Annotated in this window: 20 protein-coding genes; 5 read left to right on the top strand and 15 right to left on the bottom strand. The window is 52.8% G+C overall.

Features of this window, described 5'->3' with window-relative positions; translation table 11 throughout:
• Window positions 1-158 precede the first annotated feature (158 nt).
• Window positions 159-629 carry a GNAT family N-acetyltransferase gene (locus GCU45_RS32060; RefSeq protein WP_152404086.1) on the top strand — a complete coding sequence of 157 codons (471 nt, stop codon included), beginning with the start codon at window positions 159-161 and terminating at the stop codon, window positions 627-629.
• Window positions 630-666: 37 nt separating this feature from the next.
• Here the strand turns inward: GCU45_RS32060 and GCU45_RS32055 are convergent, their stop codons facing one another.
• Window positions 667-1158, bottom strand: a complete 492-nt coding sequence (locus tag GCU45_RS32055) for a GNAT family N-acetyltransferase (RefSeq protein ID WP_425281322.1) — start codon at window positions 1156-1158, stop codon at window positions 667-669.
• Between the two features lie 109 nt (window positions 1159-1267).
• The gene (locus GCU45_RS32050; protein WP_152404082.1) at window positions 1268-1711 is read right to left on the bottom strand and encodes a DUF5348 domain-containing protein; all 444 of its coding nucleotides are present in this window, start codon (window positions 1709-1711) and stop codon (window positions 1268-1270) included.
• Between the two features lie 416 nt (window positions 1712-2127).
• Between GCU45_RS32050 and GCU45_RS32045 the strand changes: the two genes are divergently transcribed.
• Window positions 2128-2916 carry an AraC family transcriptional regulator gene (locus GCU45_RS32045; protein ID WP_208837168.1) on the top strand — a complete coding sequence of 263 codons (789 nt, stop codon included), beginning with the start codon at window positions 2128-2130 and terminating at the stop codon, window positions 2914-2916.
• A gap of 137 nt (window positions 2917-3053) precedes the next feature.
• A complete protein-coding gene (locus GCU45_RS32040; protein ID WP_152404079.1) occupies window positions 3054-4802 on the top strand; it encodes a methyl-accepting chemotaxis protein in 1749 nt (582 codons plus the stop codon).
• 182 nt (window positions 4803-4984) lie between these two features.
• Here GCU45_RS32040 and GCU45_RS33960 read toward each other — a convergent pair whose 3' ends face one another.
• A complete protein-coding gene (locus tag GCU45_RS33960; RefSeq protein ID WP_167527303.1) occupies window positions 4985-5149 on the bottom strand; it encodes a hypothetical protein in 165 nt (54 codons plus the stop codon).
• Window positions 5150-5388: 239 nt separating this feature from the next.
• On the opposite strand from GCU45_RS33960, the gene GCU45_RS32035 reads away from it, so the two are divergent.
• The gene (locus tag GCU45_RS32035) at window positions 5389-6309 is read left to right on the top strand and encodes a nucleoside hydrolase (RefSeq protein ID WP_152404077.1); all 921 of its coding nucleotides are present in this window, start codon (window positions 5389-5391) and stop codon (window positions 6307-6309) included.
• A 502-nt stretch (window positions 6310-6811) separates the two neighbouring features.
• Here the strand turns inward: GCU45_RS32035 and GCU45_RS32030 are convergent.
• The 8 genes from GCU45_RS32030 to GCU45_RS31995 all read right to left on the bottom strand — a co-directional run bounded on the left by GCU45_RS32030 (window position 6812) and on the right by GCU45_RS31995 (window position 17708).
• Window positions 6812-7693, bottom strand: coding sequence for a glycoside hydrolase family 43 protein (locus tag GCU45_RS32030; protein WP_152404075.1), 882 nt, complete (start codon window positions 7691-7693; stop codon window positions 6812-6814).
• 12 nt (window positions 7694-7705) lie between these two features.
• Window positions 7706-9355: an MGH1-like glycoside hydrolase domain-containing protein gene (locus tag GCU45_RS32025; RefSeq protein ID WP_152404073.1), complete on the bottom strand. Its 1650-nt coding sequence runs from the start codon at window positions 9353-9355 to the stop codon at window positions 7706-7708.
• Between the two features lie 127 nt (window positions 9356-9482).
• Window positions 9483-10802, bottom strand: coding sequence for an ABC transporter substrate-binding protein (locus GCU45_RS32020; protein WP_152404071.1), 1320 nt, complete (start codon window positions 10800-10802; stop codon window positions 9483-9485).
• 108 nt (window positions 10803-10910) lie between these two features.
• The gene (locus tag GCU45_RS32015; RefSeq protein WP_425281321.1) at window positions 10911-11744 is read right to left on the bottom strand and encodes a carbohydrate ABC transporter permease; all 834 of its coding nucleotides are present in this window, start codon (window positions 11742-11744) and stop codon (window positions 10911-10913) included.
• A gap of 12 nt (window positions 11745-11756) precedes the next feature.
• Window positions 11757-12671, bottom strand: coding sequence for a carbohydrate ABC transporter permease (locus GCU45_RS32010; RefSeq protein WP_152404068.1), 915 nt, complete (start codon window positions 12669-12671; stop codon window positions 11757-11759).
• A 93-nt stretch (window positions 12672-12764) separates the two neighbouring features.
• Entirely contained in the window at window positions 12765-14351 is a 1587-nt protein-coding gene (locus GCU45_RS32005; RefSeq protein WP_152404066.1) for a helix-turn-helix domain-containing protein, read from the bottom strand.
• Entirely contained in the window at window positions 14326-16152 is a 1827-nt protein-coding gene (locus GCU45_RS32000; protein ID WP_152404064.1) for a cache domain-containing sensor histidine kinase, read from the bottom strand. Before GCU45_RS32000 ends, GCU45_RS32005 begins: the two co-directional genes overlap by 26 nt.
• A 257-nt stretch (window positions 16153-16409) precedes the next feature.
• Window positions 16410-17708: a Gfo/Idh/MocA family oxidoreductase gene (locus GCU45_RS31995; RefSeq protein ID WP_152404063.1), complete on the bottom strand. Its 1299-nt coding sequence runs from the start codon at window positions 17706-17708 to the stop codon at window positions 16410-16412.
• A 124-nt stretch (window positions 17709-17832) separates the two neighbouring features.
• Here GCU45_RS31995 and GCU45_RS31990 point away from each other — a divergent pair, with 124 nt between their 5' ends.
• Window positions 17833-18696, top strand: coding sequence for a helix-turn-helix domain-containing protein (locus GCU45_RS31990; protein ID WP_152404061.1), 864 nt, complete (start codon window positions 17833-17835; stop codon window positions 18694-18696).
• A gap of 102 nt (window positions 18697-18798) precedes the next feature.
• Here the strand turns inward: GCU45_RS31990 and GCU45_RS31985 are convergent, their stop codons facing one another.
• From GCU45_RS31985 to GCU45_RS31970, 4 genes are all read right to left on the bottom strand, one after another.
• On the bottom strand, window positions 18799-21207 hold the full coding sequence (locus tag GCU45_RS31985; RefSeq protein ID WP_152404059.1) for a glycoside hydrolase family 95 protein: 2409 nt from the start codon (window positions 21205-21207) through the stop codon (window positions 18799-18801).
• A 32-nt stretch (window positions 21208-21239) separates the two neighbouring features.
• Window positions 21240-22904, bottom strand: a complete 1665-nt coding sequence (locus tag GCU45_RS31980) for an ABC transporter substrate-binding protein (RefSeq protein WP_152404057.1) — start codon at window positions 22902-22904, stop codon at window positions 21240-21242.
• A 71-nt stretch (window positions 22905-22975) separates the two neighbouring features.
• Window positions 22976-23896, bottom strand: coding sequence for a carbohydrate ABC transporter permease (locus GCU45_RS31975; protein WP_152404055.1), 921 nt, complete (start codon window positions 23894-23896; stop codon window positions 22976-22978).
• Between the two features lie 27 nt (window positions 23897-23923).
• A complete protein-coding gene (locus GCU45_RS31970) occupies window positions 23924-24778 on the bottom strand; it encodes an ABC transporter permease (RefSeq protein ID WP_076169336.1) in 855 nt (284 codons plus the stop codon).
• Between the last annotated feature and the right edge of the window lie 295 nt (window positions 24779-25073).

Raw genomic sequence — 25073 nt, 5'->3', positions numbered from 1 at the left:
CACTTTATCATTCTAAATCCGATTCAACAAGTAGGGATTAATAAATTCGATTGCTAATTCAAAATTCTGATCCACTCTTTTTAGCGGGGTATACAGAATCTCTAGTTAGGTCGTATGATAGTACGGTAGATTGGTTTTCAGTATTGGAGGTTGTCATCATGATCATCCGAGAAATCGAGGAAAAAGACAATAAGCCGGTCGAGCAGCTAATCCGGACATGCTTGATTGAGTTTGGTGCGAACAAGCCCGGAACCGCCTGGGCCGATCCCGATTTAGGTAACTTTTATCACGTATATCGCCCTGAAGGATCAAAATATTGGGTGGCCGAAGATGAGGGCCGTATTGCCGCCGGATGCGGCATTGGACCTGTGCCAGGTTTCCCGCACATTTGCGAGCTGCAGAAAATGTACGCCTGCCAAGAAGCCAGGGGAACGGGGATCGCGGCGGAGCTGCTGCGGGTGGCACTCGATTTTGCCAAAGAGCATTACGAGCAGTGCTACCTGGAAACATTCCACAACATGACGGCGGCCAACAAATTTTATCTCAAGCACGGGTTTATTCCGATGGACAAGCCGCTGAGTGCGACCGAGCATTTTGCCTGTGACGCCTGGTATATCAAGACGCTGTGAACAGCAAAAAAGCACCCGTAGGGTGCTTTCATTCGTTTTAAACGATCGGCTTTTCCATCACATAATCGTCCATGACAAAACCGTTTCCGATATCGGCCACTTGCGTGCGCACGGTTTTAAACCCTTTTTTCTCATATACCGCAATCGTCGAGTCGTTATGCCGGTTCACGGTAAGCCAGATGGCGCTTAAGCTCCGATCTTTGCATAGAGTTGTCAGGAACTCCATAGCCCGGCTTGCGTACCCATGCCCCCTGTATTCCTTGGCAATGTACAATTTGCTCAGGAACAGCTTGCCCTCTCCCTGCTTGACTCCGATATATCCAGCATGGGCCCCGTCAACATTGATAAAGTAATACTCGTATCCTTGATGTTGAATTTGGTCGGTTATCGCAGGAACCGATTGAAATTTGTCGACCATGTAGTTGATTTGATCCCGTGTAATGATGCTGATAAAGTATTCGTGCCAAATCCCATAGGCCAGATCAGCCAGTGCTGCAATCTCCTCTTCGGTGTTTACTTGAGTTAACATAACTTCCACTCACGCTGCCCCCTCGTTTCCAGTGCTTAAAGCTGCTGCCATTCTAGCACATCCGATCTTCTCGTGACAAACGTGAGCGTGTTATACACCGCACCGCTCTCTATTCGGAGGGGTACTGCTTGACCCTTACCGTTAAACCCTCTAAGTCAAGTCTTGGAAAACTCGTTAATGCATACTCATCACCGCACAATTCGACACCGCTTTCAATCCATTCGGCATCCTGCTCCGAACTGCGGAACAAGACCTCGACGGCAGAACCCGCAGTTAACATGATACCTGTGTTTCCGATGGCATACTGTCCATCAGCGTTCTTTATCAGTGTGCCTTGGGCAATCACTCGTGCCTCAATGCCTTGAATCAGGCGGCGGACGGCGGCAAGCTCGTCTTCCACTTTGGCGAATGTCGAACACACATACATATCGTCCGGATCAGCCGGGTCAAAATGCTCACTCCACGTGCCGTCAATCTGCCGAAGGCCATGGGTGATTTCTTTCAACTGGGCTTCCAAGTTTAATAGTTCCTGTAGCATCGTATCCTTTGTCATGCGAACCCCTTATCCATAAAAAATTTATTGACGCTGTCTCACCAAAAACGTTTTCTGAACATGACAATCCCGGCAAGCAACCGCAGCAAGCCAGAAAGCTAAATATTTCGGTAATCGCTTACAAAAACGGTTTGAATGGAACGCACCATTCATGATATGGTACTCAAGTATGCTCCACTAAACTATAATCAAATTTGTAACAAGTAAACAGGAATTTTCACATTCATAAGCTTGTAGTCCGGCTTGCAATAACTAATGATGACTGAATTTCTTCATTACTACTATGCTTATTATAAAAGTAAACCATTTTTAGAATCCATAGAGCAACTAAATATTATTTGTAATTATTAAATTATTAAGTATAGATTTCATCATGCCGTCCGAATATGGATAAAACGGAACAAGGGGGATTCCGCATGGATTTGAAAAGGCTGCAAAATCTCGTTCCAGACGTTGTTTTCTTCGTGGACAGGCGCTGTTTCCCACAATGGGAAATTATTCGCCAGACGATCAATTTTCAGGATTTGACGTTTGTTGTCGAAGGGAAATCCAATTATTTTATTAATGGCATTAAATATACGGTGGAAGCCGGGGATGTGATTTACATACCCGTGGGCAGCGTTCGCGAAGCTTACACCTTTACGGACTGTCCCATGCACTCTTACGCATTCAACTTCAAATGGCTTGCGCCTGGCAGATCGGAAGCGCTTCCACTTCAGACCGTTACGAAAAACCTCATCACGAGCGAAATCCTGGGTTACATCAAGCAGTTCACCCAGGTGTGGATGCGCAAGCATCCGGGCTATATCATGCATGCAAGAGCGCTGTTTATGCTTATCGTCCATCATATCCTCATCACCAATACCTACCGCAGCGCCGGACATCACCCTGTTGATCCACGCGTCAACAAGGTGCTCGAACATATTATCGACCATTATCCGGAGGATCTGCAATTAACCGGGATGGCGGATATCGTCAACCTGAATCCCGTCTATTTCGGCAAATTGTTCAAACAAGTCACGGGATATTCCTTCAAGGAATATGTGAACCAGATCCGGATTAATCAAGCGGAAATGCTCTTATCCACCGGAGGCTTCACGGTGACCCAGGTTGCGGACCGCTGCGGATTCCATGATATATCGTATTTCAGCAACGTATTTAAGTCGATCAAAGGATATCCTCCTTCAGCCGTTTCGAAGTCATGACGAAGGTCAGAAGTCCGGAATATTGAATCGTCTTGTGGGTGGAATATATTACCTCTGTTTCCCCCGGTTTCTCCGCTAAATAAACGAGTGCATGGTACCGATATATTGGTTAATCCAATCCGAGAGGGTGCACAAACGTGAAGTCAAAGAAGATATCTAGATTCCGGAGTTTAATGGTGCTGAGCACGCTGCTGCTGGCCGTTCTGTTCGTCGTCGTGATCAGCGCTCAAACGTGGATCTCCTATAATGAGCAGAAAAGTCTGTTCCAGGAACGGTTTATGGGGCTCGGAAGCGTCCTCGAGTCCCAGCTGGATACCAATATAAGCCAAGTGAAGCAGATTGCCAAGGCGGTAGCCGATCATGAGCCGACAGGTACGGAGCCTTTTCAGGTCATCCGCAGTCAGCTGAAGGCGATGGTTAGCAAAGACCAAGGCATTGGCAACGCCTATATTCTGACCACGGAGAAACTGGACCGTAACGGTAAAAGATCTGTCATCAATTTGCAAGGCCCGGATGATCAAATGCTGCAGCCGGGAACTGAATATGTGATGCCTGCTTATTTTGAACATGCTTTTGATCAAACGATAAAAGATGGCTCGGCCGTAACCGTTCCTTACGACGATGAGTTGGGGACCTGGGTGACCTATCTTTCAGCCGTGACAGATGAACAAGGGAACATCGTCTCGGTCTTCGGCATCGATTTCGACTATGACGGAATTCAGACGCGTCTCTCTGAAATCCTTTGGACAAGCCTCGCCGTTGGAGCCGCGTTTCTCGTAGCAGCCATCATTATCGTATCGGTAGCTGTCCGATATGCCCTTAAACCCCTTCGCCGACTGGCGGAAGTGTCCCAAATGGCTGCCGAAGGCGATTTGACCGTCAGTGTCCCGGTCAAGAGCAGAAACGAGATCGGCCAAGCGGCAGATGCGTTTAATAGCATGGTTTCGAGCTTGCGTGAGCTGGCTGGCAATGTTCAGCATACTTCCCTCGAAGTTACCGATGAAGCCAAGCTGATGCAGGAAAGTGCCCAGCAAACGGCGCAGGCCACTAACGAAATTACCGAAGCGATCAGCCAGGTCGCAGCCGATTCGGAGACGCAGCTTCATAGCTCGACGGAAAGCCAGCGGGCTATGTCCGAAATGGCCGTGGGCATCCAGCGTATCGCCGAGTCCTCCAGCGTTGTCTCGGATCTTGCTGCGAATACGACAGAGCGCGCGGTTGAAGGCGAATCCGTCATGAAGAAATCACTGGAGCAGATGCAGACGATTGAGAACAATTTGTCCGATTCCGTTGGAACTATGCGGGAGCTGGAAGAGCTGAGCCGGCAAATCGGGGGAATTCTGGCCCTCATTGCCGATGTGGCCAACCAGACGAACCTGCTGGCCCTTAACGCTTCCATCGAAGCGGCCCGGGCTGGCGAGCACGGCCGCGGATTTGCCGTGGTCGCCCAGCAAATCCGCAAGCTGGCAGAGCAGTCGAAAAATTCGTCCGAGCAGGTGAAAGAAATCCTCGAAGGCATCGGAGACCGGACGAATGAGGCTGTAGCTTCCCTCCAGCGTTCTTCCGACGAAGCCCGCATGGGTACGCAGATCGCGCTGCAGGCCGGGGACAGTTTCCGCGCCATCGTGCAGGCCATCCGCGAAGTGTCCGCCCAGGTCCAGGAAGTATCTGCTGCCTCGGAGCAGATGTCCGCGGGCAGCGAGGAAATTGCGGCTTCGCTGGAAGAACTGGAGCGCATCACCACCTCCTCCGCCATGCAAACGCAGCGCGTTGCGGCTTCTTCCGAGGAGCAGCTCGCATCGATGGAAGAAATCGCGAGCTCTTCCGAGCAGCTTCTGACGATGGCGCGTAATCTGTCGCAAATCATCAGCAAGTTCCGGGTATAGCTCGAATCATCTGCAAACAGGGTAAGCCATTAGGCTTACCCTTTTTTTACGGAGATGTCCTGCCCTGCTGACCTCGATTTCTATTTCCCCAATCCCTATTCCGCCTTAAAATGATCTGCACAAAAAAGCTGCGACGGATCGCAGCTATAGATTATTGATTCAAATGATTCAATCTCTAGGACTCAAAAGGATAAAATTCGTTCCATGATTCGTACCAGCATACTTAGAGCATTCTCTGCGAAGTAGATCGAGTGATCGATCAGCCGCCCGAAGCAGGAAATCAGAATGATAAACAGCATGACGTAAAGTGCGATATTCAATAGATGGTTTTCATGTTTGTCTTCCATTACGGTTCACCTTCACTCTCCCTTTCCTTATTTATTCAAAGTATACATGTGAACCGGCTTGCCACCTATTGATTTCACTTACACCTATCTTACAGACTTGTAAGTTCCGGGGAAGAGCCGTCACCTAAAGAGTTGAAAATTTAGCTGCATTTAACCGGCTTGCCCCACCGTTTCTGTGATATATTGAGGTTAAAGCTGGAAGTCCAAATCATGCAGTGGAGAATAGGAGGACGTAAAGCGTGACCACATTTCCTCAGATCACAGACGATGAGCGAATCAGACGGCTGCAGCATCCTGGAAGACCGGTAAGAATCGTTTTGGATACGGATACCTTTAACGAAATCGATGATCAGTTCGCTGTCATCTATGCCATGAAATCAAGCACCAGCGTTACTGTTGAAGCCTTGTATGCCGCGCCTTTTTTTAACGAACTGTCGGAAAGCCCGTTGGACGGCATGGAAAAAAGCTACCAGGAGATCTTGAAAATCCGGCAGCTTGCCCAGCGGGAGGATATCCCCGTGTACCGGGGATCAGAGAGTTATCTTCCCGGCGCTGATGTGCCAGTGGACAGCGATGCGGCACGGGATCTGGTCCAACGGGCTTTGGCCTCTTCACCGGACGATCCGCTGTATGTCGTTGCGATCGGGGCCATCACGAATGTGGCCTCGGCCATTCTGCTGGAACCGGAGATTATCAACCGGATCGTCGTCGTATGGCTGGGCGGCCATTCGCTGCATTGGCCGGATACGCGCGAGTTCAACCTCGCGCAGGATCTGCATGGCTCAAGGCTGCTGCTCGGCTGCGGTGTCCCTCTTGTTCTCGTCCCGTGCATGGGAACGGCATCTCATCTCCTGACGACCCTTTCGGAACTGGAAACCCATATGAAGCATAAGGGAGAAGTAGGACAATATCTCTACGACACGTACCGGAATTGTTCGTCGGATCATTACGCGTATTCCCGCGTCATCTGGGACATCTCTGTCATCGCCTGGCTGGCTGTTCCGGAAGCCTGCCCCAGCATTTTGGTTCCCAGCCCGCGAATTTCAGAAGATTTCCGTTGGGTGAATGACCCTACGCGGCATCAGATCCGTTATATTTACCATGTGAACCGGGATGCCGTATTCCGCGATTTGTTCAACAAGATTGCCGAAGTGAAGTAATTTCTTATGAGCTGCTGCTCCCTTGATAGGAAGTAGTCGGCTCTTTTTTAAAATATATGAAAGTACATGTATCCGGGACTTGGCTGCCTCTGATCGCAAGATTCGCCAGAAAAACACCTGCTAAATGCGGTCTGGCTCCTTTAAATGTACTTTGTTAAAAGATTTTTTAATAATTCGACAAAAATCTTGATTAATTTCCAGAATTCTGTTTAATTATAGTTGATTAACGATTGTGTATGGGGGTGACCATTCCAATTTGAATAAGGAAATGATTCTTTCTGCAGCTGAAACGAATACAGAAATTACGATTCATCTGGTGAGCGGAGAGTTCTATACCGGAGTTTGCTATAGAACCGACGACCCCCGGACATTCGTTATCGTTTCTAATGACCGTAAACCTGTCATCGTCCCCTTTTGGACCGTCAAACGCGTTCAATTGGTTCATTCATAAAGACTCTGCCAGTATGACTGGCGGAGTCTTTCTTTATAGAATTCTTAATTTTCAGCGAAGCTGAATGAACCCTTCTGCTTCCTCAATCCGCAGAAATAACGGGCGCTCGTCAGGTGTACGGTTGGGAGCATGAAGGGTCAATACTAACTTATCGTCAAACGTCCGGAATACCATGCCATGTCCTCCGTCATTCCGATATAGCGCTTCCGGCTGATGAATCCATGGTCCGGTGACGCCCCCTGTCGCCGAGCGAGCAATTCCCAGCGCATACCGGTTATCGATAAAGCTGGCCCACAGCATGTATACATGGCCGGATTCACCGTGGAACAAAAAGGGGCCGTCCGTGACATAATTGACCGTTTCCTTATATCGCGGCGACTCGTAAGGCGTCGTCCACGGCGCTTCAGATGCCCGAAACAGCGTGATTGGTTCTCCGGCCGGCTCGGATAAATCGGTGCTCAATCGCATCGCGCACACTTCACCGTCCCCGACCTGCTGCCATTCGTGGCAGAAGATCATCCATGGCTGCCCTTCTGGGTCCATAAATAGGCTCCCATCCAGTGAACTCCAGGCATCCGGAGTGACAGGGCCGCTGCTGTGAGGCACGAAAGGCTCCAGCGGACCGGGTGACGACAGAACCGACGTGCCAAGACGCCCATTGTCGCGCCGGCGAAACGTGGCGAACATATAGAACTTATCGTGCAATGCATAAACCTCAGGTGCCCAAAAATTCGTATCGGAATAAAAATCGACTCCCGGCCTGAATACAGGGTACGGCCCGTCCCAATCCTCCAGATCGTTACTGATATAGGCGTCGAATCCGGTTCCAGGCCCCCAAATGTTAGCATCCGTGCTCCCGTATAAATAATATCTGCCTTCCTCTGGGAGGGGTAATACAAACGGGTCCCGAATCTGAATCTCCTTCCTTTTCATGGCAAGACCTCCTTAAGAATATGTCGGATAAATGATGCCAACATCTCTGGCTTGTTTCAGTTCTCCATCGCCGTACTTGAGATACTCATTACCTTTGACCGAAAAAGGGATGCTCCGGCCTTCCCATTCCAATCGGCCATCAACCGTCCGCACACTCATTCCAAGAATACCCCGCAGGCTTCCCTCCCGGTCCGTAACGACCCGGACGCCGGAAGGGAATTTCATATAAGCTTGACCCTCCCGGTAAATGACCGACTTGTCACGCAGATTGACCAGCTCATAGAGCACCCTGTCTATGGATCGTGCATAAGCCGTCTCGCCGGCGACCTCCTCTCCATGATCCATCGCAGACGGGAGAAGCCCTGTAAACCAGACTTCCCCATCGGGTCTAGGCAGGATTCCGCAAAGCCGTTCAACGTAGTCGAGCAGGCACAAGATGGCAGGAGAATAGGCTTCGGTAAAGCCCTCTTCCCCTGTCCAAGGACTAACGGTCTGCGCGAAACGCTCGGCCCTGGCCAATGAACACAAGATCGGCTGCATGGCCCATGTCAGCTCGACATGCCGGTGATGATGCTCAAAGGCATGCGGAGCCCGGATCAGGCTGAGAAAGTTGGACGGCCCCGCCCAGCTGTTGTAGCTGGAGAACGGGTCGAACCGCGGATCATCCATCGCAATGGAGGTAAACGGATATTTGGCAAAAAACTTGCGCGTGTTCAGCAAGTAACGCGACAGCATCGTATCAAAAAATTCACGGTCACCGACTTCACAGGCGAGTACGCGCAGCAGAACATCGGACTGAACGCGGACAAATCGGTTCTGACGGTCACGGTCGTAGAAAAAGGCATCTTCCTCGTCAAAACAGTACCGGAAGAGGCTGTCAGCACTCTGCTTAGCTTTGGAAATCCACCCCTCGCCAGGCATGCCCAGCTCCTCGGCGATTTTGGCCAAATACAAACGCTGACAATATACGTTCGCCGTAAGGTCCGGCGCCAGGAACGGTAAAACCGGCGAATCGAAATCGAACCGACTCGGATCGCCATGGTGTGGCGTGTCCGGCACATGCCAGAAGCGCGGCGACAGATCATGGCCCGTATCGAAAGCCGAAAATGCCTCGACACAGCCGGTCCCCCGGGTATTACGTTGAGCAGCCAACCAGACATCATAGCGTTCCATCGCCTGGTACATCATTCGCAGAAACGCATGGTCCCGCCCCTGCAGCAAATAATGATTCCAGACGCTGCGGGCAAGCGGGGTAACGAGCTGGATTTGGCGGTAAGCCGGCCCGTCACCCGTAATTTTGTAAGGGAGCAGACCATCGGCCCGCTGGTGCAGCGCAAAGGAGCGGAACGTCGATTGCGCCACGCTCGGCAGGAAACGTGACAGCAGCTCCGCGTTGATCGTGCCGGTGCTTTCGAGCCAGCAGCCAAGATAAATCCCTCCTTCCTGCAGCATCGGTACGCCGCCAACAACAGCGATGCAGTCAAGCAGACTGCGAATCGCCTTGTAATAGGCACCTTCAAGCTTGCCTTCGGATGCGGCAAACCGGACACCAGTCCGCTTCCACTCGGCAGCAATATCTAAGTCCGGCGCTTTCCCGGGCTCTCCAATCCGCTGTTCAACGTTCACTGACCTTAATTTTTCTAACAGCGCCTTCTCATCCACGATCGTTCTCCTCGCTTTCTATGTTTCTTCTATCAGAAAAAAGCCCCGCCAAGTCCCTGCCGCAGCGGATGACCTTTCGGGGCCATTGATTATGGGATTGGCGTCATCGCCGGATACTGCCGGATACTTACTGATTACTTTGGAAAATTTTCACCGTTCCCGCAAAGAAGTCGGACACCGCTTTTTCCACGTTTTCTTTCCCGAAGCCGATCAGCTGGACCGTATTATCCGCAAGCTTGATAAACTCGGCGTTCCCCGGCGGGTTGTAGCTGATGGCAAAAGGCTCCTTCTTGTTCGCTTCGGACACGCGGCTCGTGAAGTCATAGACGATCTTGTCGGCTGCGCTGGCCTCGGCCTCCAGCGTCTTGCGGCCCTCCGCCGTCACCGGAACGCCCCGGTTGCTGCCCAGTATTTTCACAGCCTCCGGATCGTTAATCCAGAAATCCATCAGCTCGGCCACTTCCTTCGGATGCTGGGTCTTCGCGTAGCCGGACATACCCTGGCTGGATTCGAACACCACGCCGGTTCCTTTCGGACCGCGCGGTACCTGCACCATCGTCAATTCATCCTGGGTCAGGCTTTGGTACGAGGCCAGCATATTGGAAGGTAGCAGGGTCATCGCTACTTTTCCTTTGATGATCAGAGACTTGCTTGCATCATTCGGCGGATTGGAGACCTGAAGCTCCGGCGTGACTACGCCTCCTGCCTTCGACGTTTGGTCCCAGTACTGGAACCATGGCAGAATATCGGCTTCCTCAAAACCAAGCTTGTTGTTTGCCATGTCATACAGCTGTTTGCCGTTCTGCTTCAAATAAATATCCATGCCGTCGGTTGTGAAATTGTAAGTCCCATAGTAGCCTTTACCCAGCTTGTCGGAAATTTCCTTGCTGATCCGGGCGTAATCTTCCCAGTTCCAGCCATCCTGCGGCACTTCGATGCCGGCTTTCTCAAAAAGCGTCTTGTTGATAACGATTCCGCGGGCGTTGGCGCCTGCTGAAATATGAACCAGCTTGCCGTTGATTGTTCCGTACTGCACCATTGTCGTATCCATATCGTCAAGCTTCAGCTCATTGCCTTTATAAGGCTGGAGATCCAGCAGAACGCCCTTGTTGGCGTAGTCCACCACATTGCCTCCCAGAAAAAATACGTCTGGAGCTGTTCCCGAAGCCAGCTGCGTGTTCAGCTTGTCAAAATAACCGTCCTGCGGCGAGAACTCGCCCACGACTTTAATATCCGGATGCTTCTGCTCGAACAGCTCAAGCGCCTTATTCGTCAAATCCGCCCGCGCCTGGTCTCCCCACCACATCATCCTGAGCTCGACCTGGTCGCTTCCGGAATTCGCTTCCCCGCCGGATCCGCTGGAAGCGGCCGGGCCGCCCGAACTGCCGCATGCCGACAGCATCACAGTCATGGCCGCCAGCACAGAGATGAACCATCTTTTTTTCATGTTCCATTTCTCCTTCATCGCTATAAGTTTATGAAGCGTTTGCACAATTGTCGTTCCTGTCGCAGACTGCTGCTCTCCTCATTCGGTGTCTTCAGAACTGCGCAGGGGTTATTTCAGCCCTGTCGTCGCGATGCCTTCCAGGAAGTAGCGCTGGAACATCAGGAAGATCAGCGTGATCGGGAGCAGCGAAAGCACCGAAATGGCGAGCAGCGCCCCCCAATCGGATGAACCCGTCGGATCGTATAGTGCCCGGATGCCGAGCTGTACCGTAAACAGCTTGATATCGCTGATATAAATCATCTGGCTGAAGAAATCGTCCCACGTCCAGATAAACGTAAAGATCGCGGTTGAGATCAGCGCCGGGGTTAACAGGGGCAGAATGATCCGCAGGTACAGTTTGCTCTGGCCGCAGCCGTCGATCGTCGCGCTCTCGTCCAGCTCGCGCGGGATGCCGCGGATGAACTGAACCATCAGCAGGATAAAGAAAGAGTCGTGAGCCAGCCATTTGGGTAGGATCAGCGGCGCATACGTGTTAATCCAGCCCAACTTGCTGAAAATGATATACTGCGGTACAAGCGTCACATGATAAGGCAGCATGATCGTCACCAGCATCAGTGCAAACCATATTTTTTTCAGCTTGAAATCCAGCCGGGCAAAGGCGTAGGCCGCAAGCGAGCAGGTCACGATGTTACCCAGCACGCAGAGGATGGAGATGAGCGCCGAGTTGCCGAAAAAGCGGCTGAAGGATACGCCTTGAAAGCCCTTCCAGCCATTTTTGTAATTATCGAACGTAAAGCTGTGCGACCATAAACCGGTATCAGTAAAAATCGATTGATTTGGCTTAAAGGAGCTGCTGAGCAGCCACAATACGGGATACAGCATAGCCAGTCCGACCAGGAGGATCAGCACATGCCTAATCGCCTTTGAGTAAGTTCCTTTCATCGTCAGCATGGCTTATCTCCCCCCTTTCCCGTCGCCGTAGAACACCCAGAAGCGCGACGTGGCAAAGATAATGCCCGTAAAGACGGCAATAATGAGCAGCATGATCCAGGCCAGCGCCGATGCATATCCCATATCGAAATAGGAAAAGCCTTTCAAATACAGGTATAACGTGTAGAACATCGAGGCATCCAGCGGTCCTCCGTGACCGTCGCCGATGACGTAAGCCGGCGTAAACGCCTGAAACGAGTTGATAATGCTCATGATCAGATTAAAAAAGAGAACAGGCGTCAGCATCGGCAGCGATATGCTGAAAAACTGGCGTATTTTCCCGGCGCCATCTACTTGGGAGGCTTCATACAGATCGGCCGGCACCTGCTTCAGGCCTGCTAAAAAGATGACCATCGCCGAGCCGAACTGCCAAACCGACAGCGTGACGATCGGATAAATCAGATAATCGGGGTTGGCGATCCATGCTGGCCCTTCCAGGCCGAACCACCCAAGGAACGCATTCATGACGCCTTCGCTGTCAAAGATTTGCCGCCAGACGATGGAGATGGCAACACTTCCTCCGAGAAGGGACGGAACGTAATAGACGGTCCGGTAGATGCCCAGTCCGCGAATCCCCTTGTTCAGTGCCAGCGCCACGAGCAGCGCAAAAATGATACGGAGCGGTACGGACAGCAGCACGTACACGAATGTCAGCTGCAGCGAATGCGTAAACGTCGCGTCATTCGTAAAGATCTGCTTGAAATTGGCGAAACCGATCCATTCGGGTGGACGCAGCAAGTTGTATTTGGTCAGCGACAAATACAGCGAACCGAGCATCGGTCCGAGCGTGAGGCAAAAAAAGCCGATAAGCCATGGCAGCAAAAAAGCGTACGCCGTACGGTTGTGCGAATGGATCGGCAGCCTGCGTGATGTTCGCATCGCGAATCCTCCTTCTGATGTTGGTAAGAACATCATAAGCAAGATGCGGCACACGCTGAATTCTATTTCTTCGGCACTTCGCTATCAATTTTTTCAGGTAACCTCTCTCGGTAATCTCTCACGGTAATCGGAAGGAGAAACGCCGTAAATCTTTTTGAATTTCGAGCTGAAGTAGCTGGCATTGCTGAAGCCCGTAAGTTCAGCTATATCCCACAGGCTGAGCTGGGTATCCTCCAGCAGCCGGATCGCCTGCGTCATCCGCACATGGGTCAAGTACTGAATGAAGGTTCGCCCGACCCGTTTCTTGAACAGTTCCGAGAAATAAGAAGGATGATAGTTAAAACGGGCAGCCATATCGCTCAAGTTCAAGTCTGATGCATAGTGGTCATCAATATAGCGGCGGACGGATTCAATCAGGCTGACATCGGCAGCGTCAGCGCCTTCTTCGCGCTGCCTGGCGATTTTCCGGGCGATCCCTGCAAGGTACGAGTACGCCTTATCCACCGAATCCAATGAATAGGCCAACTCCGGCCGGATCCACAGTTGTTCTGCACTCTCGATCCTGATGAGCAAATCGCTCGCTGCCGACTCCAGAGCCAGGTACAACTGAAAAATGACTTTCACCCTGCTGGCCGCAGGCCCTGTAAAAGCCAGCTGGAGAATGGGGCGGACGGCCTGATCAAACGCAGCATATTCACCTTTGGCCAAGTACCGTTCGATGACTTTGATTTCATCCGCGCTTATGGACGTTTTGTCGATGGATTGGAGATGGGTCTCGGCCGGCAAACGGCTGTCTTCATAGTTCCAGGCCACAAGCGATGAGAGGTAGCCGTCCTTCCAAGTCTTGAAGCCTGTTACGGATTGGCCGATGCCGAAGCCCAGCTCAAATCCAAGCATACGCTTCACTTCTGACCGGAGGTGATCTGCAAAAGAGTACAGCCAGTCCACGGACTCTGTGGTGACCACATGAATCAGCCCCGGATAATGCCCGTCCCGGAACGCCTCGCAACTTCCGGCTGCGTCGTCTGCCTTTTCACGGCAGATCATTTCCAGCGGGAGGAGGAATTGATCGGGTACCCGATCCGGTGCATCTCCGGTATCCCTCACTTTCAGGCCGAGGGTCATAAAGCGCACTTGACGCTCATCCCACCCGCCAAGCCCAAATCTGCGGGCGTGGTCCGTAACGGCGCTCTCCGGCCCGGATTCCCAGCGGACGACCCGAAGGATAAATTGCTCCTTCATCCCACTGTAATATCGCGACAGCTCCCACTGCGTTTTGGCCTCTAGCTGAGCTTTATCCCGTTCCCGGTTCAGCTCGGCGGTGACGTTTTTCAGGACGGAATTCAACTCATCGCGGGCAACAGGCTTCAGCAGGTATTCGCTCGCCTGGAAGCGGAGTGCGGCACGAGCGTACTGAAAGTCCTCATAGCCGGTAATGACGATGACCCTGACGTTCGGGCAGCGTTCCCTGCACACTTCCATAAACTGCACTCCGCCCATGAGCGGCATGTTCATGTCGGTAAGGACGATCTCAATATCACCGTTCTCCAGAAGGGACAGTGCCTCCGCCCCGTTCGATGCTTCGCCGGCCAGCGCAATGCCAAGACCGTCCAAATCCATCTTGAGCCGCAGACCCTGGCGGATCTCCGGTTCGTCATCCACGATCAATAAGCGATACATCGTTATACACCTCCCGGATCGGTAACATCAGTTCAATCCGCGTTCCCCCGCCGGGCTTTGAATCCAGATGAGCCTCGAACAACGAGCCATAATACAGCCGGCACCGCGCAAGTACGTTCCCGAGTCCGATCTGCCGTTCCCGGCTGGCCAGAATTTGGTCCGGCCGGGCGGCGGCCGCTTCTTCCAGCACATCGCGGATCTGTTCGTCCGTCATGCCGGGTCCGTTATCCGCGACGGACATGACCACATGGCCGTCCTTTCGGTATACCCTGACGGATACACGTGCTTCTGTTCGATGCGCAAAACTGTACTTTACGGCGTTCTCGAGCAAAGGCTGAAGGACAAACTTGACGCAGGCAGCATGCTCGGGCAGCCCGTCCTCTTCCATGGACAGCCAGAGCCGGTCCCCGAAGCGGATGCGCAGGATGGAAGCATAATCATGAACGTATTTCAGCTCCTCTTTCAAGGCGACCAAATCGTCGCTGATCCGCAAGCCGAAGCGCAGCATTTTGCCGAGCGACTCGATAACCTTCACGGTATCGTCCGTGCGCTTCTGCATCGCCAGGCTGCTGAGCAGTTCCAGCGTATTGAACAAAAAATGAGGATTAATCTGCATCAGCAGCGCCTTATATTCGGCCTGCTGCCGGAGCAGCTTCAGTTCGAATTCGGTTTTGATATGCTGCCGCAGCCTGCCGATCATGTTGCGGAATGTCGCTGTGGCAAAGCCGACCTCATTTCGGACGATGCCTTCCAGTGGCAGCCGGCTCTCCGCGCTGTCAAAATCCCCCCGTTGCACATGCCGCATGGCGGAGACGAGCCTTGACAGGGGCCTTGTAATCCCGTTCGACAGCCAGAAGGCGACGAAGAGCGAGATCAGCAGCAGCGCCGCCGCCAGCACCATAATACTGTTGCGCAGTTTAAGCAGCGGCGCATACAGATCGCTCTCCGGGACGATGCCGACAAGCATCCAACCGTTTTGAGCCAGCTTTTTGTAAACGAGGATTTGCGCATCACCCTGGTTGTTCTTGAAATAGACGACGCCCTGCTTGCTTCGCCCTGCCTGCGCCCTGGCGACCTCGTTCTTGGCAAGATTGGCGCTCGTTTCATAATCCGCTTGGGTCAGGAGCGGACTGCCGTGCTGATCGATTAAATACATCGTCCCGCTCTCGCCCAAATGGATCCTGCTCAGCGGTTCCAGAAAATAATCGGCGCTTACGTTGACCTTCAGAACCGTTTTCGCCTGCTTCGGTTCAAATGCCCCGATCGGCATCAGCATGCTGACGACCGGATGGTCGCTGCGGCGGATTTTCAATTCCACATCGTCGGTGTGCGCCGGCACCCAGCGGACCGTCTCGTCCCGAAACTGCTTGTACCAGGACTGATCCAGAAAGGAGCTTTCCTTGATGACCTGGTTATCCATACTGACCCACAAGCCTTCCCTGCGGTACAGCGCGACCGATGAGATGCTGGTATAACTGTTGGTCGTCTGCGTCAGAAACTTGCTCATCTGGATATGGGCAAGCATCTTCTCCCCTTCCGTTGCCGACGTGTCCGATGCGATGTTATCCCAGGTATCGGTCTGGTCGCTGTTAAAGATCAGGGAAGCCAAGTCGTAAATTTGCGTCTGCACCATGTCGATGTAGGAACCGTATTCATTCATTTTCTCGAGCGCGGACGATTCAATATAGGAACGGATAATCGTTCGTGATTCGTTAAAAATGAGAAGAGACAATGCACTGAACGACAAAACGAACAACAACACAAAAAATAAGATCAGCCTGCTTCTGAGCGAGTAGAACATGACGAACCTTCCTCCCGTTAATTTGACAGCGCTTTCTCGATACTGATGAACACATCATACCAAATCAGGTTCAACCCTGTGTGCCATGCCCTTCCAGCACTCCATTTCCGGCAGCAGTAAGTCCCCGGATCATCGGTGAAAATGACAAAGACACTGATCTATACCGGTCAGTGTCTTTGTAACTCTTACCGCATCAGGAAGCCAAAGGCCACCATGGCTGCCGCTCAGGTGGCCTCGATCCTTATCCGTGGCGCATGTTACTTTGCCCCGTAAAACCTTACCAGATCGTCGACTTTCACCGGAAGTCCGGTGGAGATCGATTGATTGGCGGCAATGCCCGTCAGGATCGATCGGGCGCCGTCAATATGGTTCGCCGCCCGATGGAATTTATCTTCCACAGGCACGCCGAAAATATCGTTCAGCAGCACAGGATCGCCGCCGCCGTGCCCGCCGGCCCCTTCCTCGAAGTCCGCCTTGTAAGGCTCGCCGAACATGGGGAATACCAGGATATTGACCCCCTTGACCGCTCCTTCCAGCGCTTTGTCTCCGCCGGAATTGACATAGGATTGCTCGATTACCGTCATTTCGATCCGGCCCTTGGTGCCGTTAAAGGCGATCCGGTATCCTTCCCACGGCATGTAAGCATTCAGCGAATAGGTCAGCTGTGCTTTATTTTTGTACCGGACCATAACGCTCATCGTATCCTCGATCGAAATCCCATCGCCAAATACGCTTTGATCCCGGCGATAGCCGTCCTCCCACTCCGCGTCGAGGTACATCGCTTTCAGATGCGCGTTGCTGTCGAGCGACAGTGCAAACGGATCGTCCTTGGCGTTCGGATGGCCTGTGGCCCGGTCATAAAACTTGGTGATTCCGCGCTTCTCGGCATTTTCCCGTCCGTAAAACAGCAGGTTTCCCATCGCATAGACGGTTTCCGGCTCGGATCCGATCCAGAAATTAACCAGGTCGAAGTGGTGGGTCGACTTATGTACAAGCAGTCCGCCGCTGTTGCGCTTGTCCCGATGCCATCTGCGGAAGTAATCGGCGCCGTGCTGCGTATTAAGCAGCCACTCGAAGTGAACCGACGTCACATCCCCGATGGTTCCGTCTGCAATCAGCTCCCGGGCTTTCGTATGATGAGGCGCATAACGGTAGTTGAAGGTGACCCGAACGTTTCGTCCTGTTCTCTCCACCGCGTCGAGAATGTCCTGGCATTTGGCCGCGTCGACCGTCATCGGCTTTTCCGTGATCACGTCGCAGCCGAGCTCCATCGCCCGGATAATATAGCGGTGATGCGTACGGTCCACACTGGTTACGATGACGAAGTCCGGCTTCTCGGTCCGGATCATCTCGTCAAAGGCTTCGGTTTTATACGTTCGTACCGCGTGATAATCGTACTTCTCCGTCAGCAGCTTGTTGGCATAATCCATGCGAGTCTGGTTCACATCGCAAAAAGCGAGCAGCTCCGCCGACTCCCGGAAACGCTGGGCAATCGCACCATAAAAGAATTCCGCTCTTCCGCCTGCTCCGACCTGCACATATGTTTTTTTGGCCATATCATTCCCTCTCCTTCTATGAATCTGTTTATTTGCAGATTACTGCAAAATTCGCTTATTGTCCCCGCATTTTATGCTAGAATGATGAAAACCCCGCATTTATTGCGCTTGTGGAGGATCGATTATGGCTTTAGACCAGGAGCTGCGGTACGGAAAAGCGTCCGATCCCTTTTCTGTGGAATATAACCGCCGCAAAGGACACTTCTCCATGTCGGAGGACCATATGCACAAACATTACGAGCTGTATTATTTGTTTGGCGGCGAACGCTTTTACTTCATTAAAGACCGGGTGTATCGGGTCCGATCCGGAGATTTGGTGTTCATCCCGGGTAATGAAGTGCATAAAACCTCGGACACCGGTGTACCGAACCATGAACGCATCGTCATTTATGTCAACGAATCGTATTTCGAGCCGCTCCAGCAGGATGAGACCGAGCTGCTGCTTGCTCCGTTTCACGGTCCCCACCGCGTGGTGCATCTACCGGATCAGGACAAGCTTCGGATCGAACAGCTGCTCTATGAAATGCTGCGGGAGATTCAGGACGAGGCTCCCGGATACCGGATGGCCGTCCGGCATGCTGCGGGACAGGCATTGCTGTTTGCGGCCAGGCAGTCCGCAGCATACAAGCAAGGGGCGCCCGATGACACGGTCTCTCCCGCCGCAGCCCGCATGAACGACATCGCCAGCTACATCTCGGAGCATTACCGGGAATCCTTGACGCTGAGCGGCCTGAGTGAACTGTTCTACTTGAGCCCCAGCCATCTGAGCCGGTCGTTCAAGAAGTATACCGGTTTTGGCCTGATCGAATATATCGGCATTACCAGGATCAAGAAGGCCCAGCGTCTGCTGCGCGAAACAGACGAACGCATCATTCGGGTGTCGGAGGACGTGGGGTTCGAGAACTTTTCGCATTTTGAAAAAGTATTCAAGTCGGTCACGCGGATGTCTGCCCGCAGCTACCGCGCCGGTTTTCGGCGCAGGGAATAAAGCCGACCGAATCTCCAGGCGTTCTAACGAACGTGACCCTCACGTGACTATCCCCATTCCAAATGAAAAAGCCCTGCCGAAGGTTCGGCAGTGCTTCAACAATCAGAGCCTTCCTTGTTGAACGGATGGCTCAAGCAATAAGCGGTACGTCATACCCGCAGTCGTAGGGAATGAGTACAAGTTCTCTCCAGTCTGATGAACAGCAATGCTGTTTTCATCCGCCAAGATCGTCAGCGGAATCAGCGAATAGATTGACAGGGTTGATCCGGCAAGGGAGACAATCTCAGCTTCCGCAAGCCTTCCAACTATCCAATCCAGGCTGACCTCAAACCCTCCGCGCGCGCGAAGGCCCTTCACAAATCCGTTCGGCCATGAAGTAGGCAGAGCCGGAAGGAACTCCAAGTATCCCTGATGCGACTGAAGCAGCATTTCGGCAATGCCCGCCGTCGCCGCAAAATTGCCGTCAATTTGGAACGGCGGATGGGCGTCGAACAAATTCGCGTACACCCCGCCATGGTGATAATTATCCGGTTCATCTTCACGGACGAGGCGCAGCAGGTTGGAGAGCAAAGCAAGCGAACGGTCGCCTTCGCCGAACCGGGCCCATAGGGCGACCTTCCAGCCGAGACTCCAGCCTGTTCCGTCGTCGCCCCGCCGTTCCAGGGAACGCCGGGCGGCCTCGAATAAATCCGGCGACAGCCGCTTGGTGAGCTGCCGGCCCGGATACACGCCGAACATATGGGACGCGTGACGGTGGTGGACATCCTCGTCTTCGAAATCCTTTGACCATTCCTGAAGCTGTCCGTACTTCCCGACCTGCAGCGGCAGAAGACGCTCTCTAGCCTCCAGCCACTCCTGCCGCAGCGCTTCGACTTCTTCCAGCGTCTCGGACGCTTCAATTAAGTTGGTGAGCAGGTCCCAGATCAGCATCAGATCCATCGTCGATGCTTCGCTGACCGCAGCCAGACCGCCCGCCGGCGTTCTGAATTTATGCTCCGGTGAGGTCGACGGCGAAGTGATCAGGCGGCCGCTGCCGTCATCATGCAGCCAATCCAGGCAGAACAGAGCCGCTTCCTTCATCACCGGGTAGGCATGTTCCCGCAAATACTTCTCGTCGCGGCTGAATGCAAAATGCTCCCACAGGTGCTGGCACAGCCAGACACCGCCCATCGGCCACATGCACCATACCGGATCGCCATGCCCGTAATCGCCGACGGGATTGGACATCGCCCAGATGTCCGAATTGTGGTGGGCGGTCCAGCCGCGGGCGCCATAGTGAGTCTGGGCCGTTGTCCCGCCATTCCGGGCTAAGTCGCCGATAAAGCGAAGCAGCGGCTCATGCAGCTCGGACAGATTCGCCGTTTCGGCCGGCCAGTAATTCATTTCCGCATTGATATTCAGCGTCCAGTTGCTGCTCCACGGGGGGCGCATCTCCTGGTTCCATATTCCCTGCAGATTCGCCGGCTGGGTTCCTGGCCTCGAACTTGCGATCATCAGGTATCGGCCATAATGGAACAGCAGTTCCACCAGCCCCGGGTCGTCGGCGCCGTAGCGGACAATCCGGTCCTCTGTCGATAGTTCTTCTCCTGCCTTGCTTACCCCAAGGGACAACTGGACCCGGTCGAACAACGAGCGGTGATCGGCAATATGTGTCTGGCGCTGGCCCTCATAATTGCCTTGAATAGCTCTGTCCAAATCGTCCTTGGCGACCCGTTTCTCATCTTTGCCTTGGCTTCCGGGCAGTTTATCAAAGCCGCTAAAACTCGTCGCGGCGCTGAAATAAAGGGTTGCCGCCGTCGCGCCTTGAACGAGGATGTCCGTTTCGCTGACAGCTGCGCTGCCGCCCTCCGTTACAGCTGCCAGGCGTCCTTCAAAACGCACCGCTTCCGTCGTATCCGGATCACCATAAATAATGGGATCATCGCTGCGGTAATAATTAGGCCAAACCTGTTCCGGCGCGGTACCCCGGAGGACTAAGGTGTCGTTCTCCGCCTCCGTCACGCTGCGCAGCGGACTGCTGAGCGATGCCCGAAAATTCAGCTTTCCTACCTCGCTGGAAGTCAAGCGGACTACCAGCACCTGGTCCGGATGGGATACGAACATCTCCCTTGCATACACCACCCCGCGAACCGTGTATTCAACACGGGTAATACCCTCAGCGAGATCCAGCTCTCTTTTGTAGCCTGTGAATGAAGCTTCTCCCTCCTGCTCCAACTCGATATGCAGATCTCCGAGCGGGAGATAGGACTGGCTGTAAGCCCCCATCATCCCTTTCGCCGCACGGTCGGCTTCCTCGTATTGCCCGCTGCGGATCAGCTCGCGCACCCGGGGCAATACTTCCAAAGCCTCCGGATTATTCGTGTCCCGCGGATATCCCGACCATAGCGTGTCTTCGTTCAGCTGGATCCGCTCTTCGGCTACGCCTCCGAACACCATGGCGCCAATCCGGCCGTTGCCGATCGGAAGCGCTTCCGTCCATACTGTAGCAGGTTTGTCATATTGAAGTTTCATGCTTCCCCTCCGGTTCGATAAAAAGGTTCGTATTATTCTGATTTTTTGGTCGTGTCATAAGCCTGCTGCATGATTTCCAAATACCGCTTCAGATTTAATGCATCCAACCCTTTGACGTAGGCATCCCAGTCTTTGTCCAGGTTTTTGGCGCCGGTGACAAACTGCAGGGCATTTTGATCCACGTAGTCCTTAATATTTTGCTGAAGCATGCTTTGCTCGTCGGCAGCCGCTGGATCGATCCAGACCGACCAATTGGGATAAACCTCCTTAGGTTGTTTATTCTCGTACAGGTAGGTCGCTTCCTGCAATCTGCGCTCATAACCCGAATTTTTATAAATATCGGTTTCCTGAATCCAGCCATCGCGGAACTCCCGGGTATGATCGTATTGGGCGGTTGCTCCCCACGCACTGTTTCGCGGCTCGGAGCCCGCCGGCTGCTCCAGCGTTTTGAAAATCGGTTTCGCCTTTTCATTCAATGGCACGTCTCCATCTTTCGGCTTTACCCAGTCCTTGCCCTCCTCGCCATAGTTGCCCAGCAGCTGTCCCTCTTCGGTATAAATGTAGTCCAGCATTTTGATAGCAGCGATTTGTACCTCTTTGCTTGCCTTGTTGGTCAAGACGAAGGTAGCTCCCGGCTCGACCGGGTAGTTGAATGTGGCATAAGCGGCATGGGGCCCCTGCAGCGGAGGAATGGCGTCGTAATGGGAGCTGTACTTGTTGCCTTCCCCGGTATCCGTGAATATCGCCGGATGCATCGATGCTCCCGCACCCAGAAGCTCGGTTGCGGTATTGTTGCCGATCAGCTTGAACGCGTCGGCGTTCTGTGTGAATGCCCCCGGATCAATCAAGCCTTCGGCATACAGCGACCTGGCATAGGCAAGTCCTTCCTTCCATTCCGGCTTGTTGGCTGCGATGTCTACTTTATTGCCATTCACCGTCAGATAGTATTTATCGTCATCGTAGATAAAGCCGTTCATTAGAAAAGGCAGAATGTGCACGCCAAAATTTTCGATGGAACCGCTCAGAGGAACCTCGTCGGCTTTGCCGTTGCCGTTTGGATCCTTGGTCTTGAAGGCTTCCAGCATCTTCTTGAAATCTTCCGTCGTTTTAGGGACCTCCAAATTGAGCTTCTTCAGCCAGCTGGTGTTAACCCACATTTTGTTGGGGTAAGAGCAGTGAAAACATTCGTTCAGCATGGTCAGCCCGTAGATGTTGCCGTCCGGAGCGATGGACATCGCTTTGTAATCCGGGTGGTCGTCCAGCGCCTTCTTGATATTTGGGGCATATTGATCAATCAAATCGTTCAGGGGAAGGATCACGCCCTGCTGCCCGAACTTCACCAGATCCGATTGGGAGAACTTGTCGACCCACGGGATCAGCATGTACAAATCAGGGTAGTCGCCGCTGGCGAGGGAAATTTGGCGTTTCTCAGCTGCGCCGTCATAAGGTACCTCGGTAAACTGCAGCTTGACGTCAGCTTTTTTCTCCAGCACTTTGGTGAACAGGTTTGTTTTATAGTCGATGTTGCCGTCGGTATTGACGAACACGCTGATCGGAACGGTTCCGGTTTCCCCGCCTGTACCCGCAGATCCGCCCTCCGCTCCTGAAGCTTTCGGTGATGCACCCCCGGAACAGCCTGCAAGGACCAGCACCAGTGCAATCAAGCTGAACCAGCCACGGTAAACACGTTTCTTCATGAACACGACACGCCCCTTTTCCATCAAAAATTGAAAAGCTCCCCTGCTAAAGTCATCCACTGTTATGCGGTTTAGCCCTTAATCGAACCGATCAGCATCCCTTGAACGAAATACCGTTGGATAAAGGGATACAGGATCAGCACAGGCAGGCTTGCGACCACGATGAGAGAATATTTCATCAAATAGGCAAGCTCCTGCCGCTTGACCTGCTCGCTTGCGTCCATATTGCCGCCGGAGAAATTTTGAATCAGAATGCTGCGCAGCGTTAGCTGGAGCGGATACAAATGCTGCGACTTCAGATAGATCAGCGCGTCGAAAAAGGCGTTCCACTGCGCGACCGCATACACCAGCGTCAACACGGCCAGGATCGGCTTGGACAGCGGAATGACGACGCTGAGTAAAAAGCGGATGTCGCTGCAGCCGTCGATTTCGGCGGCATCGTTCAGCTCTTCCGGAATGGACGCTTTAAAAAAGGTGCGGGCAATTATGACCTGGAATACAAAGATCGCATTTGGCAGCAGCAGCGCCCACCTCGTATCGATCAGATGAAGTCCCTTGACGACGAGATACGTAGGAATCAGGCCGCCGGAAAACAGAAAGGTGAACGTGATGAACATCATGAGCACATTGCGCCCAAAAAACGTCTTTTTCGATAACGGATAGGCGATCGCCACCGTCAGGATGACGCTGATCAAGGTCCCGCAGCAGGTATAGAACAGTGAGTTTCCGTAGCCGACCAGAATCTGGTCGTTGCTGAAGACCGTTTTATATCCGGCAAATGAGATATCCACCGGCCACAGCCAGACTTTGCCGGATGCGACGGCCTGCGGGCTGCTGATCGATGAGCTGACAATATAAATGAGCGGGTAAAGTACGGCAACGAGGATCAAACTGAGCAGGACGTAGGTGATACTGAGGAAAACGCGGTCTCCTGCCGATTCGCGAATTTTCCTCCTTGGCGATATGGAACCGGTCGTCTGTATAACAGCCATGGCCTCTCCTCCCTTGTTCATTTTGAATTACCACAGGCTGTTCTCGGATATCCGCCGCGAGACGGCATTGACCGCCACGAGCAAAATCAGGTTAATCACCGAATTGAACAAGCCCACGGCTGTGGCAAAGCTGTAATTGGCGTTCAGCAAACCGATTTTGTAGACATACGTGGAAATGATCTCTGAAGATTGCAGGTTTAACGGGTTCTGCATGAGATATACTTTCTCAAAGCCCAGCGACATGATATTGCCGACGCTTAGGATCAGGATGATGACGGCGGCCGGCAGAATGCCCGGAATGTCCACATGGATGATTTTTTGCAGCCTGGAAGCCCCGTCCACTTTGGCCGCTTCATAGAGCGACGGGTCCACGCCAGCCAATGCCGCCAAATAAATGACGCAGGAGTATCCGGTGGTTTGCCACACTTCCGACCATACGTAAACGGATCTGAACTTGGTCGGGTCTCCGAGAAAATTCGTGGATTCCATGCCCATTGCATTTAGAATCACGTTCAGCAGTCCGAGCCGCGGAGCCAGGAAGATCATAATAATGGAGACCATGACGACGGTCGAAATAAAAAACGGCGCATACGTAATCAGCTGTACCGCTTTTTTGAAACGGAGGCTTCGCACCTCATTGAGCAGCAGGGCCAGAATGATCGGGATCGGAAAAGTGGCTGCCAGCTGATACAGAGACAGAAACAACGTGTTTTTGATCAGCGTCCAGAATTGCGGATTGTTAAACAGCATGTCGAAGTACTTCGTCCCCACCCAGGGGCTTCCCCATATCCCTTTGGTCACCTGGTAATTCTTGAATGCAAGCACCGCGTTCGCCATCGGGAGGTATTTGAAAAGAATAAAGAACAGGACCGGCGGTATCACCAGTAAATACAGCTGCCAGTGCTTCCTCAGACTTTTCTTGGCTTCCTTCCAATAATTTTTGGAAGTGCTCCTCTCCCGGGTCTCCGTCTGCGGCTGAACCGATACAGCCTTCACAAGCATATTCCCCCTTCACGTTACGACTCCGGAGCCGTTTGTAATGGTAGCGCTTACAGAATTCATGGTAAAATCTCCGCGCCACGACCGTAAAGGTACAATTGCGGCGGATGCATCCACAACCCGACCGTACAATCCGCGATCAAGCGTACATTTTGCGATGAAAGCGCATTCTATCGAT

The sequence above is a fragment of the Paenibacillus cellulositrophicus genome (assembly GCF_009363095.1).
In the GTDB taxonomy this organism is placed as follows: domain Bacteria; phylum Bacillota; class Bacilli; order Paenibacillales; family Paenibacillaceae; genus Paenibacillus_AQ; species Paenibacillus_AQ favisporus.
This window is presented reverse-complemented; position numbering and strand designations above follow the sequence as displayed.

Coding starts and splice junctions, on each gene's coding strand:
- GCU45_RS32060 (WP_152404086.1), top strand. CDS start 159: ATGATCATCCGAGAAATCGAGGAAAAAGACAATAAGCCGGTCGAGCAG.
- GCU45_RS31995 (WP_152404063.1), bottom strand. CDS start 17,708: ATGGCCAAAAAAACATATGTGCAGGTCGGAGCAGGCGGAAGAGCGGAA.
- GCU45_RS32055 (WP_425281322.1), bottom strand. CDS start 1,158: ATGTTAACTCAAGTAAACACCGAAGAGGAGATTGCAGCACTGGCTGAT.
- GCU45_RS31975 (WP_152404055.1), bottom strand. CDS start 23,896: ATGGCTGTTATACAGACGACCGGTTCCATATCGCCAAGGAGGAAAATT.
- GCU45_RS31980 (WP_152404057.1), bottom strand. CDS start 22,904: ATGAAGAAACGTGTTTACCGTGGCTGGTTCAGCTTGATTGCACTGGTG.
- GCU45_RS32030 (WP_152404075.1), bottom strand. CDS start 7,693: ATGAAAAGGAAGGAGATTCAGATTCGGGACCCGTTTGTATTACCCCTC.
- GCU45_RS31990 (WP_152404061.1), top strand. CDS start 17,833: ATGGCTTTAGACCAGGAGCTGCGGTACGGAAAAGCGTCCGATCCCTTT.
- GCU45_RS32005 (WP_152404066.1), bottom strand. CDS start 14,351: ATGTATCGCTTATTGATCGTGGATGACGAACCGGAGATCCGCCAGGGT.
- GCU45_RS31985 (WP_152404059.1), bottom strand. CDS start 21,207: ATGAAACTTCAATATGACAAACCTGCTACAGTATGGACGGAAGCGCTT.
- GCU45_RS32020 (WP_152404071.1), bottom strand. CDS start 10,802: ATGAAAAAAAGATGGTTCATCTCTGTGCTGGCGGCCATGACTGTGATG.
- GCU45_RS32000 (WP_152404064.1), bottom strand. CDS start 16,152: ATGTTCTACTCGCTCAGAAGCAGGCTGATCTTATTTTTTGTGTTGTTG.
- GCU45_RS33960 (WP_167527303.1), bottom strand. CDS start 5,149: ATGGAAGACAAACATGAAAACCATCTATTGAATATCGCACTTTACGTC.
- GCU45_RS32015 (WP_425281321.1), bottom strand. CDS start 11,744: ATGAAAGGAACTTACTCAAAGGCGATTAGGCATGTGCTGATCCTCCTG.
- GCU45_RS32010 (WP_152404068.1), bottom strand. CDS start 12,671: ATGCGAACATCACGCAGGCTGCCGATCCATTCGCACAACCGTACGGCG.
- GCU45_RS32050 (WP_152404082.1), bottom strand. CDS start 1,711: ATGACAAAGGATACGATGCTACAGGAACTATTAAACTTGGAAGCCCAG.
- GCU45_RS32045 (WP_208837168.1), top strand. CDS start 2,128: ATGGATTTGAAAAGGCTGCAAAATCTCGTTCCAGACGTTGTTTTCTTC.